Here is a 13,946-nt window from a genome sequence, read left to right as displayed (position 1 = left end):
GCGATCTGCGGGCCTTCGATACAGGGCTTGGCCAGCAGCGGGGCCTGCCATTGCAGGGTATCGGGTACCAGCGTGGCGGTCAGGCTGTAGCGGGTGCCCACGGTGCTGTCGGCGGACTCCTCTTCCAGGGCGGTGTGCTGACGGCCGCTGTGAGTGATGCGCACGGCGCGCCACCCGATGTTCATGTCTTCGCGCGGGTGGCCGATCAGGTCGAAGGCCAAGCCTGGCACCAGGCGCGCATCGTCGCCGGACACTTCTACGGTTCTGGCATCGCTGCGCAAGGCCAGCAGGCGGGTGTGGGTGAAGGGCTTGCCGGCGTTGTCATGCTTGTAACGACCGGGGTAGTCGTAGCGTTCGTAGCCGCTGGACTGATGATCCAAGAGCAGGGCCTGTTCGTGCTGTTGCAGGTTGTAGCGCGGATGGGTGAAGGTGTAGTCGCGTTGGGTCTGGTGGCTGGTGCGCACCTGTTCGCGGTAGGTGAAGCTGTGCAAGGCCGGTTGGCCAGGGGCACCGCCGGGGTTGGGCTCATACACCACGGGTTCGCCCTGAATGATGCCGAAGGTGGCGATGTGGTCGGCTTGGATCAGTTGGTGTGCAGCCTCGTTGTGCACAAAGATCGACAGCAGTCCTTCTTCGGCAGCCAAGCGTTGATAGAAGGTCAGGTCTAGCTCGCCCGCCTGGACGCAGAATTCGCGGGTCTGATGGGCTTCGGTCAAACGCTGGGTGCAGGCGCCCCATTGACGTTCCTTGAACAACTGTTCGAGGATCTGCGGCACGCTGCGCTGCTGGAAGATGCGCCAGTCCGACTGCAAGGCAGCGCGGGCCAGTTCGGGTTCGAGACGAGCGCGGTACCAGGTGCGGCGAAAGCCGGTCTTGCCTTGTTCAAACAGGCTGATGAGGCCGTGTACATAGCGGATAGGCTGACCGCTCTGGAATATGGTCAGCACGGCGGGTTTGTCCAGCAGGGTGGCGAAGTCGGCGTTGGCCGAGTCACTGACCAGTTCAACGTTTAAACAATACAGTTCAGAGATGCCTTCAGTCAGTTCAAAAGACACCACATCAAATTCAATGTCAGCTGATGAACTGAAGGTAAAACGCACATCCTGTGGACGCGACATAGTTGTTCCTGCGTGCGTGTACATGGGGCAAAGTTAAGTTGTTCTATGCGCGGGTCGTAATAGTTACGCAATGGCATAGATGAAAAGTCATGAACTTTAAAGAGGTGTTTTGGGAGTGTCCTCTTCCGCGTTCTTTATATGCTGTAGGATGTTTCTGTGTTTGTGTGTTTTGCGGTAATTATTCAGTCGCTGTAATGATGTAAGGGTTGCAACTTGCGAGTCGTTGACGATAAGTGCGCGGATCAGCGCACTCGTATTTCTTCCCGTGTTAGCTGTACGTGTTGGGCCATGTTGTTTAAACGCAATTGGCCAGCAGCTCGCTCAGCCGAACGCGAGTCGGGCCGTGCAGTTCGCTGAGCAGGATCTTTAGCCGAGTGATCAAATGATGGGCTGCTGGCCCGTACGTGCGGGCCAGGTGTAGCGGGTGTGCAGGGCGGTGTTGATGATTTCCAGTTGTTCAAATGCATGCTCGCTGGCATACAGCGCCATGAAGTGGGACAGGACGCTGCCAAACAGATGCAGGTCGCCCGCATTGCTGAAGGCGGCCGGATCTACGGCGAGCGTGGTTTTACTGCCGCGCACAGGTAAGCCCTTAACCAAATGGTCGATGGGTTTGGTGCTGACGTGTTGAATGCCATTGAGCCGCCGCTGGGTGTTGCTGTGCTGTTGCAGGTCATGCGGGGCGATGAAGTCGTAAACTTGCAATACGGCCTTGAGCGCCGCTGGGGATGAGAGTGACAGCCGAATCAGTGACAGGTTTGACATCAGTGTCCACTGCGTCTGCCCGTCGAACATCGCAGGGTACTGGCGAGTCGGTCGGGTGAGGTTGCGGTAGGTGGCAAAGGGTGGCGTGGTCTGGTTGATGAGGTTGATGTCGCCCACGTCCAGTTGCTGGGGCAGGTTGCTGTTGGTGCAGGTCAGATGGATGTTGAGTACTTCTCGGTTGCCTAGGTACGGGCGCTTGTCGCCGTGTATCAGGCTGAGGGTATGGACGGCCTTTGGCTTGAGTAGCTCCTGTTCGATTGCAATGCTGTAGTAGCGTGCTTTGGGCTGTTTGGCTAACTCTACGCGGTGCAGCAGTGACTCGAACGGTTCAAAGTATTGGCCAGGATTCTCTTCGGTGGCTTCGGCGTCTCGGTGCCGTGCACTCACCTGATCAATGCTGAAAATCTCATAAGCATCTGGGCGTGCCCCTTGCGGGCGAACCGGCTCGCGGATCTCGCGGCCGTTGAGCTGAATCGGCTCGGCAGGGTGATCAAACAGGTTGATGGCCGGGGTGCAGTACAACGAGATCGTCTCTGGGGTCACCTGGACGGATTCCGGCATGGGTCTGGAAAAATGTAGTTCCACGCGCAACTGCTCGGCTTGACCCTCTGGCCAGAGGTGGCGCAGACCTGTGAGGTTGAAGCCATGGAAACGCTGGGGGAAGTAAAAATACTCCTGCAACGGTCGATAGCCTTCAAAGTGTGGGGCTGCATTGGGCAGCAGCGCATCGCGTGCTTCAAAACCTGGAAAGGTCAGGGTGCTTGGCGCCAAGTTGTAGGCGCGCTCATTGATGTATACGCGGATCTTTTTCAGGTGCTGCGCCAGCCATTGGTAGAGCGTCAGGGCACTGGCCTCGTCACCGCCGAGGTGAAAACTCAATTGATCGCAGTTGATCTGGTTTAACGGTTGTTGTGAGAGAGTTTGCAGCTCAAGGGTTATGACTGACTTGTCCATGCTGTTGGTGACACTGGCGCTGCGCATCACCACGGGGTGCAGGGTTACGTCGGTGCAGGTTCGGAAAGTGCAGCTCACCCCGTCGACCGGCTTGGAAAACAACTGGGTCCCCTTGGGGATGACCTGAGAGCTGCTGAGTGCATGATCAACGGGATCGAAGCGGATCAGGGTGACACTGGGCAGTGGACGCAGATAGTTGGGGTAGACCAGTTGCAGCACCGGGTGGGTGATTTCCGGGAAGTGATCTTCAATCTTCATCACCAGCTTTGTCGTCAGAAAAGCAAAGCCCTCCATCAGGCGTGCGATGTCCGGGTCTGAGGAGGTGTCACCCAGAAAGGGTGCCAAGCGCGGGTCATCCTTGACGAACTCATTGCCCAGTTCTCGTAGATAGCGAAGTTCTTCTGAATAACGATCTTTGAAAGACATGGTGATGTCCGGTGAGTTGTAGGAAGTTGTGCGTAGTTGTATGTAAGAAAAGTTTGTAGGAGTATTCCTATAATAAACAAGATAAGTTACGAGTGAGTGTGATCGCTAATATTTCTAGTAATGCGCTCATTTCGTCAAGGTAAAGTGATCTGAGGGTTTGTAAGCTTTTATTTCTATGTACTGCTACTGTTTGTTGTCAGTAGTGTTAGAAAGTTTGATTAAGAATAATTAAAAGATTCTGTGCCTACGCGGGTGCGCAGCGGGGTGGTAGTTGCTGGAGTAACGTCTATGAAGGCTCCGCGCCGTGTGTCGTATGCGTTGCGTCCATGACGCGACGCGTTTGAGCCACGAAGATATGAAACGCTCTGCCAAAGACCGTGGTGGTCAGAGGCTCTCAACTTCAGTCCAACTGATAGCGGACGGCAAGCACGCCTTTTTTTTCACTGATAGATAGCTTCGGCACTGCCTGTAATTGCTTGAGTGAGCTGACATGGGTGCCGCCACACGGGTAGCTCGGCAGTTCGCCGAAGCCGATCAAGCGCTGGTCGGCGTTGATCTGTATGACTCGTGGCAAGTCAGCGCTTATCCATTGCTCAAGTTGTGCTTCAAGGTTCCCAATGCACAGCGGTTGAGCGTTGTTGCCCGGTATAAAACTGACCCTGCATTCTCCCGGCCAATGATGGGCCTTGGTTGGAATCCAGCCCGCGCGTTCGCCACAAACACCAATCAAATGCCCTGCTGAATGCAGTCGCGCATTCAAATGACGGCGTGCCTCGTCCACTCGCGCATGCGCCTTACCGAGTGGCACTGGCTGTTTGACGATGTGCACGAGTTGGTCTTGCTCATGGAAGACTTTTTGTACTTCGCTGGTATTAATCCAGCCAGTGTCGCTGGGCTGCCCGCCGCCTTGAGGGTGAAATGGCGTTGCGTTCAGGATCACGGCAAATCCGTCAGCGTGAGGTGTGCAATTAAGAACATCGACGTCGGCGGTGAGCGCGTCGTCGGTAAAAAACAGACGTGAAGTCATGTGGCGAGTCCTTTAACAATGTTGTTTTAAGTATAGGGACGTCACATCAGTGTGATAATCCCTCCAACTTTCAATGGATCTGTGCGCTGTGAGCATAAATCTACCGCTGTCTTTACTGGCTGAAATGGTGATCTTCGTGAGGGTGGTTGAGGCTGGAAGTTTTTCCGAGGCGGGGCGGCAATTGGATACCTCGCCTTCTGCCGTCAGCCGCAGTGTGGCCCGTCTAGAAAAAGCGCTGGCAATTCGCTTGCTGCAACGCACCACCCGCAAGCTACGGTTAAGTGATGCTGGCGAAGAGGTGTTCAAACGCTGTCGAGAAGTGGTGGGGGCAGCGCAATTGGTTATGGATCTCAGTGGTCGTTACACCCAAGAGGCTGAGGGGCTGATACGGGTTAGCGTGCCCAAGGCGGTTGGGCACTATGTGATTCATCCGCACATACCCGAATTTTTAAGGCGCTACCCTAGCGTCGATGTGCAATTGATCCTGGAAGATCGCCATGTCGACTTGATCGACGACAACGTTGATTTGAGCATTCGCATCACCGATCAACCGCCTCCGGGGCTGGTAGGACGTCAGTTGTGTGCGATTGAGCATGTGTTGTGCGCTACGCCTGCTTATCTGGCGGAGCACGGTACGCCTCACCAACCCGAAGATTTGCGTGAGCACAGCTGTATTTATTTGGGCGAAACCCCTGCCGATGCGCGCTGGAAGTTCAAGCAAGGCAGCAAATCGGTAACGGTCGCAGTGACTGGGCGTTACGCGGCGAACCACACGGGCGTAAGGCTGGACGCGGTGCTGCAAAACATCGGAATTGGCAGCCTGCCTTACTTCATGGCGCGTCAGGCGCTGGAGCAGGGCTTGATCGTCCACGTGTTGCCCGCTTGGAGTTTTATCGCTTCCTATCATGGAGGCGTCTGGCTACTGCATACCCATTCGCGCTACCTGCCGCCGAAAATGCGCGTGTTTATCGACTATCTGGTTGAGCGGTTGGCGCAGGAGCCAACCTTGGGCATGAGGCAAAAAAAAGACCCGCACGATCAACCGGGCGGGTCTTGAATCTCGATGAGCGATCAGTGTTGCGGGCTGTCTTCGGTGGTCGGTAAAGCCATGAACTGCTTTTCCTGATTCCAATCGAATGGCTCGCCGTTTTCTTCGGCTTCATGACGGCGCTCTTCCAGCGCTTCGTACATGTCCAGTTCTTCATCGGACAAGAAATTAAAGCACGCTCCGCCGAAGTACCACAGCAAATCACGAGGCACCAAGTGTGCGATTTGCGGGTAGCGCTCAATCACCTGGCACATGATGTCTTGACCCAGGTACTGGCTGTTAATCGGATCGACTGGCAGGGAACTGCGCATGTCGTCAAAACGTTCGATGAACAATGCGTGGCTTTCTTCCGGGATTTGCTCGGCGTCACCGACGGCAACCAGGATGCTGCGCAAAATATCGAGCAGGACGAGATTATGGTTCAGGTCATTGGTGGCCATTGTGGAGTCCTCTAGAGCAAAACGGGCGCGAGAGTATAAAGCTCTGTGCGCCCGCTGTCCTGCTAGCGAATTTTTCCTTCGCTGTGGGTGAGTTCTTCCTTAGCGAAGTCATCCACATCAATCACCTTACGTCGCGCGGCTTCAGCGGTGCGCAGGGTTTCTGCTTCCGCTGGTTGCAAAATGCCAGCGTGAAGCGCGGCGTCGATAGACGGTTCGCCCGGAGCCGGTTTGAGCTGGCCACTTTTGAGCGCTTCATGAAGTTTTTTGTGCAACGGATGAGCGGCCTTTAACAATTCGCTGGCGTTTTGCAGGGCGCCCACTGCGTCGTCGGCAGATTGCGGGCGATAGCAGCCAGCAAGTACCGCTTCCAGTGTCGGATCCCCTTTGGCCCGGCCCAAGACAGCCGCGACCTCAGCATCCAGCGCATCGGATGGCCCGGTATGACGGCGGCCAAACGGGAACACAACGCCGCGCAGCAGAAAGCCCAGTGGCCGGCTCGGGAAGTTTTTAAGCAACTCATCCAGCGCCCGCTCGGAGTGCCCGAGGCTTTCTTCCATGGCCCACTTAAACAGCGGGTCAAGGTGTTTGGGCGAGTCCAGATCGTGATAACGCTTGAGTGCCGCCGAGGCCAGGTACATGTGGCTCAATACGTCACCTAGGCGCGCCGACAACCGCTCGCGGCGCTTAAGTTCACCGCCTAACAGCATCATGCTCAGGTCTGCCAGCATGGCAAAGGCGGCCGCCTGACGGTTCAAGGCACGGAAGTAGCCTTGGCTTAGGCGGTTACCGGGCGCGCGCTCGAAGCGCCCGAACCCCAAGTTAAGAATAAAAGTGCTGGCGGCGTTGCTGACGGCAAAGCCAATGTGTTTGAGCAACAAAGTATCAAACTCGATCAGAGCTTGATCGCGGTCTTCACGCCCGGCCAAGGCCATTTCTTTAAGTACAAACGGATGGCATCGGATGGCGCCCTGACCAAAGATCATCAGGTTACGCGACAGGATGTTGGCCCCTTCAACGGTGATGAATATCGGTGCGCCTTGCCAGTTACGACCTAGATAGTTGTTGGGGCCCATGATGATGCCCTTACCACCATGGACATCCATTGCATGGCTGATGCATTCGCGCCCGCGTTCAGTCAGGTGGTACTTGAGGATCGCTGACAGCACAGACGGCTTCTCACCTAAGTCCACCGCATTGGCCGTTAGCATGCGGGCGCTGTCCATCAGCCAGGCATTGCCGCCGATGCGCGCCAGGGCTTCTTGAATACCTTCAAAGGCCGCTAATGGCACATTGAACTGCTCACGCACTTGAGCGTATTGCCCAGTGACCAAGCTCGTGAATTTAGCGGCGCCAGTGCCGACCGCAGGCAAAGAAATCGAACGCCCGACCGACAGGCAGTTCATCAGCATCATCCAGCCTTTGCCGAGCATTTCTTGGCCGCCAATCAGGTAGCTCAACGGAATGAAAACATCCTTGCCCCAATTTGGGCCGTTCATGAACGCAGCGCCCAGCGGTAAGTGCCTACGACCGATTTCCACCCCGGGTGTGTCGGTCGGAATCAGCGCCAGGCTGATGCCCAAGTCTTCTTTATCACCCAACAAGCGCTCAGGGTCATACGCTTTGAATGCCAAGCCGAGCAGAGTGGCGACAGGTCCTAGCGTGATGTAGCGCTTTTCCCAGTTCAGGCGCAGACCGATAACTTCTTCGCCCTGCCATTGGCCTTTGCAAATAACCCCGGTATCGGGCATCGCCCCCGCATCGGAGCCTGCCAGAGGGCCGGTCAATGCAAAACACGGAATGTCATCGCCGCGAGCCAAGCGCGGCAGGTAATGGTTGCGCTGCTCATCGGTGCCGTAGTGCAGCAGCAGCTCGGCCGGGCCGAGGGAGTTAGGCACCATGACAGTAGAGGCCAAGTCACCGCTGCGGGTCGCCAGCTTCATAGCGACTTGTGAGTGGGCGTACGCCGAGAAACCTTTGCCGCCAAACGATTTGGGAATGATCAGGGCAAAAAAGCCATGCTCTTTGATATGCGCCCAGGCCTCAGGCGGCAGGTCCATTGCCTGACCGATCTCCCAGTCAGTGACCATCGCACACAATTGTTCTGTGGGGCCGTCGATGAAGGCTTGCTCTTCTTCAGTCAGTTGGACCTTGGGGTACGCCAGCAACTGGTCCCAATCGGGGCGACCGCTGAACAATTCGCCATCCCACCACACGGTACCCGCGTCGATCGCATCGCGCTCGGTTTGCGACATCGGCGGTAGGACTTTTTGAAACCAGCGGAACAAGGGGGCCGTGAACCGTTTGCGTCGTAGCTCGGGGAGCAACAACAGAGCCGCGGGCGCCGCCAGCAACACCCACAGCAGCACTAGCAACCACACCGGGCCATGACTGAAAAAGTCCATAAGCAGCAGGTAAATCGCCACTACGGCGATCGCCGTCAGCGGGTCAACGCGGCGATGAGCCAGCAAGGCCACGCCTACGATTAAAACCACTATCCACAACAACAGCATATTCAATCCTCCATGAAACTAGGGCGCACCCCTGTGAGCTTAGCCGCAACTCTTGAGCGAGGTCGTCCAATAGTGACCTTGTGTGGGAGGCACAGTTCACCTTCACGGCGTAGACTGCTCCGGCGTCTATCAATCAGGAGTTGCGTCATGCTGAAAGTGTGGGGTCGCAAGAATTCGTCGAATGTTAGAAAGGTCTTATGGTGTGTCGAAGAGTTGGCGCTGCCGTATGAGCGAGAAGAAGCGGGTGGTGCGTTTGGGGTCGTCGACAGCTCGCAGTACCGGGCGTTAAACCCAAATGGCCGAGTTCCGATGCTCGAAGATGATGGTTTTGTGTTGTGGGAATCAAACGTCATCGTGCGGTACATAGCCGCTCAATATGGTTCGGATACGTCTTGGTATCAGAACGATAATCGCGTTCGCGCCCAAGCCGATAAGTGGATGGACTGGACCTCGACTTCATTTGCGGTGGCTTTTCGCGATGTTTTTTGGGGTATTTTGCGCACCCCCGCTGCCGAGCAGGACTGGGCGAAGATCAATGCTTCCATCAATGACTGTGCCGCGTTACTGGGGATTGTTGATAAGGCGCTATCTGAACAGCCTTATCTGTCGGGTGATGAGATCGGCATGGGCGATATTCCGCTAGGTTCGTTTATTTATGCCTGGTTCGAAATGCCTATCGAGCGCCCGTCGATGCCCCATTTGGAGGCGTGGTATGAGCGCCTCAAACTGCGTCCGGCCTACCGTAATGCGGTCATGACTGCGTTGACTTAATAAGCACTATTAATACGGGCGACTGTACTTGTGCGACAAGGCCAAGCACCATGCCACCTGTTTAATGGCTTTGTCGGACTTGTCTTAAAGACAGGCCGCCCTTATTGAGTCATACCTATTTCTCCTACCTTGGTGCGTAATCCGATATGAGTTCCGCTCTGTCCATACGGCAGCTAACCAAAACCTACGGCAACGGTTTCCAGGCCCTGAGTGGTATTGATCTGGATGTTGCTGAAGGTGATTTTTTCGCCTTGCTTGGCCCTAACGGGGCCGGTAAATCCACCACCATTGGCATTCTTTCCACGCTGGTGAACAAGACCAGTGGCACGGTAAATATTTTTGGCCACGACTTGGACCGCAACCCTGCTGCGCTCAAGCGCAGCATCGGTGTGGTACCGCAAGAGTTCAATTTCAACCAGTTTGAAAAGACCTTCGATATCGTCGTGACCCAAGCGGGTTACTACGGTATTCCAGCCAAAATCGCCAAGGAGCGTGCCGAAAAGTACCTGACTCAGTTGGGGCTTTGGGATAAACGCGATACACCTTCGCGCTCCTTGTCGGGAGGCATGAAGCGCCGCCTGATGATTGCTCGGGCGCTGGTGCATGAGCCACGTTTGCTGATTCTCGATGAACCGACAGCGGGTGTGGACATTGAACTGCGCCGCTCGATGTGGACCTTCCTCACCGAGTTGAATCAGCAGGGCACCACCATCATCCTCACCACGCATTACCTGGAAGAGGCCGAGCAGTTGTGCCGTAACATCGGGATCATCGACCACGGCACCATTGTCGAAAACACCAGCATGCGCCAGTTGCTTGGCCAACTGCACGTTGAGACGTTTTTGCTCGACTTAAAGCATCCGCTCGGTTTTACACCGCAATTGATCGGTTACCCAAGCCAGTTACTCGATGCCACCACGCTAGAAGTACAAGTGGACAAAGATGTCGGGATTACCGGTTTATTCACGCAACTGGCTGCGCAAGGTATCGACGTGGTGAGCCTGCGCAATAAAACCAATCGTCTTGAGGAGTTATTTGTGTCGCTGGTTGAGAAAAACTTGGCAAAGGTGGCCGTATGAGTTCGGAACTGCGTCCCAACTTGGTCGCGTTGAACACCATCATTTATCGTGAAGTTCGCCGTTTTACCCGCATTTGGCCGCAAACACTGCTGCCGCCTGCGATCACTATGGTTTTGTACTTCGTCATTTTCGGTAACCTGATCGGCCGACAAATCGGTGATATGGGTGGTTTCACCTATATGGAGTACATCGTGCCGGGCTTGATCATGATGTCAGTGATCACCAACTCCTACGGCAACGTTGTTTCGAGCTTCTTCGGGGCGAAGTTTCAGCGTTCGATTGAAGAGCTGATGGTTTCTCCGGTGTCCCCGCATACGATTCTCATCGGTTACACCGTGGGCGGGATTTTGCGCGGCTTGATGGTGGGCTTGATCGTGACCTTGCTGTCGCTGTTCTTCACTCACCTGCAGGTCCATCACTTGCTGCTGACTATTGTTGTGGTGGTGCTGACGGCAACGATCTTCTCGCTGTTGGGCTTTGTTAACGCTGTGTTTGCGCGCAACTTCGACGATATTTCGATTATCCCGACGTTTGTGCTGACGCCATTGACCTACTTGGGCGGGGTGTTCTACTCGATTACTCTGTTGCCACCTTTTTGGCAAAGTGTGTCGTTGGCCAACCCGGTGTTGCACATGGTTAACGCCTTTCGCTATGGGATTTTGGGGGTTTCAGACATCAAAATCAGCGTAGCGCTGACCTTCATGGTCGTAGCGACCGTGGTGCTGTACTTAGCCTGCGCCAAGCTCTTGGTCAGTGGGCGTGGGATGCGTCAGTAATTGAGGTAAAGCCGCACAGCCGTTTTGCATAGGAGCAGGCGCAGGCTGCGATCTTTTGATCTTTAAAAGCAAGAGTTCGTAGCCTGCGGCAGCTCCAAGATGAACGTTTTTCTCGCTCCTACCGTGGGCTGCGCTGTTTACGGCGTTTCCACTGGCGGTTGACCCACCAGCGCCAGTAAATCATGGTCAAACAGTAACCTAACCCGCCTAGCACGATGCCGGTGACCACCGACCCCAACAAAAAAGGCTGCCACACCGTTGAAAGCTGGCCGCTGATCCATTCCCACGTCAGATCATCAGGCAGGCTGCGGGCAGGGACGTCCATCAACCATGCCCCTAACTGATAGGTGCAGTAAAAAATTGGCGGCATGGTGAGCGGGTTGGTCAACCAAACTAGGCCGACCGAGATGGGCATATTGCTGCGCACGAGGATCGCCAAACTGGCAGCCAAGAGCATTTGAAATGGCATGGGGATAAAAGCCGCAAACAGGCCCACTGCCATTGCTCGTGCGACGGAGTGACGATTGAGGTGCCAGAGGTTGGGGTCATGCAGCAATGAGCCCAAAAACCGTAAGGATTTGTGTTTCTTGATGCTGTCTGGATCTGGCATGAAACGTTTGATTGAACGCCGTGGCATAGGCTTCTCGCTCGTAACAAGGGCCCAGTATGCCCACATTTGGTGGATCGCTTATTCAGACTTTGTGACAATTTTTTAATCCCCGATACCAAATCCCGGCTAATCCGAAGGCAGGAATTACTTCGGATCGGGTTATGCACACAGGGATGTTGGCGCTGGCGTCAGGCTTGATCGCGTTGCGATATTTACCCTCTATACCCGCATTTGAGTGGGTGCTGCTGGTGCTGGTAGCGGGGTTGTTGCTGTTGTCGATGCGCGTTTATCCGGTAGGGCTTTTTCTGCTTGGACTGTGTTGGGCGTGTGTTCAAGGGCAGTCGGCGCTCGATGACCGTTTGTCGCCAGCGTTGGATGGTCGCACGTTATGGGTCGAAGGGCGGGTGGTCGGGTTACCACAGCAAGCTGATGGGGTCGTACGCTTTGAGGTGCGTGATGCTTACTCGCGTCACGGCCCATTACCCAACACGTTGCGTCTGGGTTGGTATGGCGGGCCGTCAGTCAACAGTGGCGAGCGCTGGCGACTGGCTGTCACTCTCAAACGTCCAAAAGGGCTGCTTAACCCTCAGGGGTTCGACTACCAAGCTTGGCTGCTGGCCAAACGTATTGGCGCCACCGGTACGATTAAGGATGGTCAGCTATTGGCCCCGGCTCGTTACGCTTGGCGCGATGGTGTGCGCCAACAATTGTTGCGCAGCGATGCCAACGGTCGGGCGCCATGGTTGGCCGCACTGGTGATGGGGGACGGCTCAGGGTTGAGCACTGAGGACTGGAAGCTGTTGCAAGCCACCGGCACGGTGCATTTATTGGTAATTTCGGGACAGCATATTGGGCTGTTTGCTGGATTGATTTATGGGCTGGTGGCCATGCTGGCGCGTTATGGGCTGTGGCCACGTCGACTGCCTTGGCTCCCTTGGGCGTGTGGTCTGGCATTTGCCGCAGCCCTAGGTTACGGCTTGTTGGCCGGTTTTGAAGTGCCAGTCCAACGGGCTTGTGTGATGTTGGGGCTAGTGTTGATATGGCGCCTGCGGTTTCGTCACATGGGGCCATGGCTGCCGTTTTTGCTGGCGCTCAATGCGGTGTTAATCGTAGAACCGCTGGCGAGTTTGCGACCAGGGTTTTGGTTATCCTTTGCCGCAGTCGCGGTGCTGATTTTTACCTTTAGCGCGCGTCTGGGCCCTTGGAGCTGGCAAGCTGCATGGCTGCGGCCTCAAGGCTTGATCGCCTTGGGCTTGTTTCCGATGCTGTGGATTCTCGGGTTGCCTATCAGCTTGTCGGGGCCGTTGGCCAACCTAGTGGCCGTGCCCTGGATTAGTGTGTTGGTGCTACCCGCGGCGCTATTGGGCACCTTGATGCTGCCAGTGCCGTGGTTGGGGCAAGGACTGTTGTGGCTGGCGGGGGGCTTGCTCAATGGGCTAATCGCTGGTTTGGAACTGCTGGCAGGCATGCTGTCACCGTGGTTGCCCGCAACCGTACCCACCAGTCTCTGGATGCTGAGTGCGCTGGGTGCCTTGATTCTGTTGCTGCCAGCCGGGATGGTGCTAAGGCCCTTGGGGTGGCCGCTGGTGCTGTTGGCTGTGTTTGCACCGCGAACGCTTATTCCGTATGGGCAAGTGGAGGTCTTGCAGTTGGATGTCGGGCAAGGCTTGGCAATCATTCTGCGCACCCGGCATCACACGTTGTTATACGACGCGGGTCCAAAAGTTCGAGACTTTGACCAAGGTCAGCGAGTGGTTGTACCCGCCTTGCAATCCATGGGGGTCGCTACGCTGGATGTGATGCTGCTCAGTCACGCCGACTCGGATCACGCAGGCGGGGCTCAGGCCGTAGACCAATCAATGAAGGTGAAGCGCGTGGTCAGTGGTGATGTGCCGCTACTGCCCGAAATATTAGAGGCTCAGCCGTGTATTAACGGTGAGCGCTGGGAATGGGATGGGGTGGCGTTTTCTTTGTGGCAATGGTCTGGCGCGACGGACGGTAATCAAAGGTCATGCGTGCTGCAGGTCGACGCTAGCGGGGAGCGATTGTTATTGACCGGCGATATAGACATCGAGGCCGAACGGGCCTTGTTGGACAGCCCCTTGGCCGTGGCCACACACTGGTTACAGGCTCCGCATCATGGCAGCCGCACTTCCTCCTCAATGGCGTTTCTGAAACGCCTGTCACCTTCGGCAGTGTTGATCTCCAGAGGCCACGGCAATGCCTTTGGGCACCCGCATCCACAGGTGTTGGCGCGTTATGCAGCGCTGGGCATGACGATTTTGGACAGCGCTGAGCGCGGGGCCATTCGCTTTCGACTTGGGGCTTTTGGCGCAGCCCAGAGCCAGCGTGACCAACGGCGGTTCTGGCGAGATTAACGCGGGCCTTGTGGTAAAGTGGCGCACTTTTTCAAGGGGACTGT

The 13,946-nt window shown here is 55.9% G+C and carries 11 protein-coding genes; 5 read left to right on the top strand and 6 right to left on the bottom strand.

Annotated features, from left to right (window positions below; all coding sequences use genetic code 11):
• The 3 genes from tssI to AQS70_RS15785 form a co-directional block, all read right to left on the bottom strand.
• Nucleotides 1–1,118: type VI secretion system tip protein TssI/VgrG (gene tssI / locus AQS70_RS15795; RefSeq protein ID WP_162233907.1), on the bottom strand; the 1,118-nt coding region annotated here is incomplete at its 3' end.
• Nucleotides 1,119–1,496: 378 nt separating this feature from the next.
• Entirely contained in the window at nt 1,497–3,263 is a 1,767-nt protein-coding gene (gene tssF, locus AQS70_RS15790; RefSeq protein WP_055103700.1) for a type VI secretion system baseplate subunit TssF, read from the bottom strand.
• Nucleotides 3,264–3,663: 400 nt separating this feature from the next.
• On the bottom strand, nt 3,664–4,290 hold the full coding sequence (locus AQS70_RS15785) for an alanyl-tRNA editing protein (protein WP_055103699.1): 627 nt from the start codon (nt 4,288–4,290) through the stop codon (nt 3,664–3,666).
• Nucleotides 4,291–4,378: 88 nt separating this feature from the next.
• Here AQS70_RS15785 and AQS70_RS15780 point away from each other — a divergent pair, with 88 nt between their 5' ends.
• Nucleotides 4,379–5,347 carry a LysR family transcriptional regulator gene (locus AQS70_RS15780; protein WP_055103698.1) on the top strand — a complete coding sequence of 323 codons (969 nt, stop codon included), beginning with the start codon at nt 4,379–4,381 and terminating at the stop codon, nt 5,345–5,347.
• A gap of 14 nt (nt 5,348–5,361) precedes the next feature.
• On the opposite strand, the gene AQS70_RS15775 is transcribed toward AQS70_RS15780, so the two are convergent.
• Together AQS70_RS15775 and AQS70_RS15770 are read right to left on the bottom strand one after the other, a co-directional pair.
• Nucleotides 5,362–5,778, bottom strand: coding sequence for a PA2817 family protein (locus AQS70_RS15775; protein WP_055103697.1), 417 nt, complete (start codon nt 5,776–5,778; stop codon nt 5,362–5,364).
• Nucleotides 5,779–5,840: 62 nt separating this feature from the next.
• Complete coding sequence (locus tag AQS70_RS15770) at nt 5,841–8,288, bottom strand: acyl-CoA dehydrogenase (RefSeq protein WP_055103696.1); 2,448 nt, start codon at nt 8,286–8,288, stop codon at nt 5,841–5,843.
• Between the two features lie 147 nt (nt 8,289–8,435).
• Between AQS70_RS15770 and AQS70_RS15765 the strand changes: the two genes are divergently transcribed.
• The 3 genes from AQS70_RS15765 (at nt 8,436) to AQS70_RS15755 (ending at nt 10,914) form a co-directional block, all read left to right on the top strand.
• Nucleotides 8,436–9,059, top strand: coding sequence for a glutathione S-transferase (locus AQS70_RS15765; RefSeq protein WP_055103695.1), 624 nt, complete (start codon nt 8,436–8,438; stop codon nt 9,057–9,059).
• Nucleotides 9,060–9,205: 146 nt separating this feature from the next.
• Nucleotides 9,206–10,138 carry an ABC transporter ATP-binding protein gene (locus tag AQS70_RS15760; RefSeq protein ID WP_055103694.1) on the top strand — a complete coding sequence of 311 codons (933 nt, stop codon included), beginning with the start codon at nt 9,206–9,208 and terminating at the stop codon, nt 10,136–10,138.
• On the top strand, nt 10,135–10,914 hold the full coding sequence (locus tag AQS70_RS15755) for an ABC transporter permease (RefSeq protein ID WP_055103693.1): 780 nt from the start codon (nt 10,135–10,137) through the stop codon (nt 10,912–10,914). The genes AQS70_RS15760 and AQS70_RS15755 overlap by 4 nt, the downstream gene beginning before the upstream one ends.
• 118 nt (nt 10,915–11,032) lie before the next feature.
• Here AQS70_RS15755 and AQS70_RS15750 read toward each other — a convergent pair whose 3' ends face one another.
• Nucleotides 11,033–11,551 carry a DUF2062 domain-containing protein gene (locus AQS70_RS15750; RefSeq protein WP_055103692.1) on the bottom strand — a complete coding sequence of 173 codons (519 nt, stop codon included), beginning with the start codon at nt 11,549–11,551 and terminating at the stop codon, nt 11,033–11,035.
• 134 nt (nt 11,552–11,685) lie between these two features.
• Here AQS70_RS15750 and AQS70_RS15745 point away from each other — a divergent pair, with 134 nt between their 5' ends.
• Complete coding sequence (locus tag AQS70_RS15745; RefSeq protein WP_241492852.1) at nt 11,686–13,902, top strand: DNA internalization-related competence protein ComEC/Rec2; 2,217 nt, start codon at nt 11,686–11,688, stop codon at nt 13,900–13,902.
• Nucleotides 13,903–13,946 lie beyond the last annotated feature (44 nt).

Source organism: Pseudomonas endophytica (genome assembly GCF_001411475.1).
In the GTDB taxonomy this organism is placed as follows: Bacteria; Pseudomonadota; Gammaproteobacteria; order Pseudomonadales; family Pseudomonadaceae; genus Aquipseudomonas; species Aquipseudomonas endophytica.
Note: the sequence above shows the minus strand (reverse complement) of the source record. Positions and strands in the feature narration are given on the sequence as shown.

Excerpts from the sequence above, each read along its gene's own strand:
- AQS70_RS15760 (WP_055103694.1), top strand. The coding sequence starts at position 9,206 with ATGAGTTCCGCTCTGTCCATACGGCAGCTAACCAAAACCTACGGCAAC.
- tssF (WP_055103700.1), bottom strand. The coding sequence starts at position 3,263 with ATGTCTTTCAAAGATCGTTATTCAGAAGAACTTCGCTATCTACGAGAA.
- AQS70_RS15765 (WP_055103695.1), top strand. The coding sequence starts at position 8,436 with ATGCTGAAAGTGTGGGGTCGCAAGAATTCGTCGAATGTTAGAAAGGTC.
- AQS70_RS15750 (WP_055103692.1), bottom strand. The coding sequence starts at position 11,551 with ATGCCACGGCGTTCAATCAAACGTTTCATGCCAGATCCAGACAGCATC.
- AQS70_RS15775 (WP_055103697.1), bottom strand. The coding sequence starts at position 5,778 with ATGGCCACCAATGACCTGAACCATAATCTCGTCCTGCTCGATATTTTG.
- AQS70_RS15785 (WP_055103699.1), bottom strand. The coding sequence starts at position 4,290 with ATGACTTCACGTCTGTTTTTTACCGACGACGCGCTCACCGCCGACGTC.
- AQS70_RS15755 (WP_055103693.1), top strand. The coding sequence starts at position 10,135 with ATGAGTTCGGAACTGCGTCCCAACTTGGTCGCGTTGAACACCATCATT.
- AQS70_RS15770 (WP_055103696.1), bottom strand. The coding sequence starts at position 8,288 with ATGCTGTTGTTGTGGATAGTGGTTTTAATCGTAGGCGTGGCCTTGCTG.
- AQS70_RS15745 (WP_241492852.1), top strand. The coding sequence starts at position 11,686 with ATGCACACAGGGATGTTGGCGCTGGCGTCAGGCTTGATCGCGTTGCGA.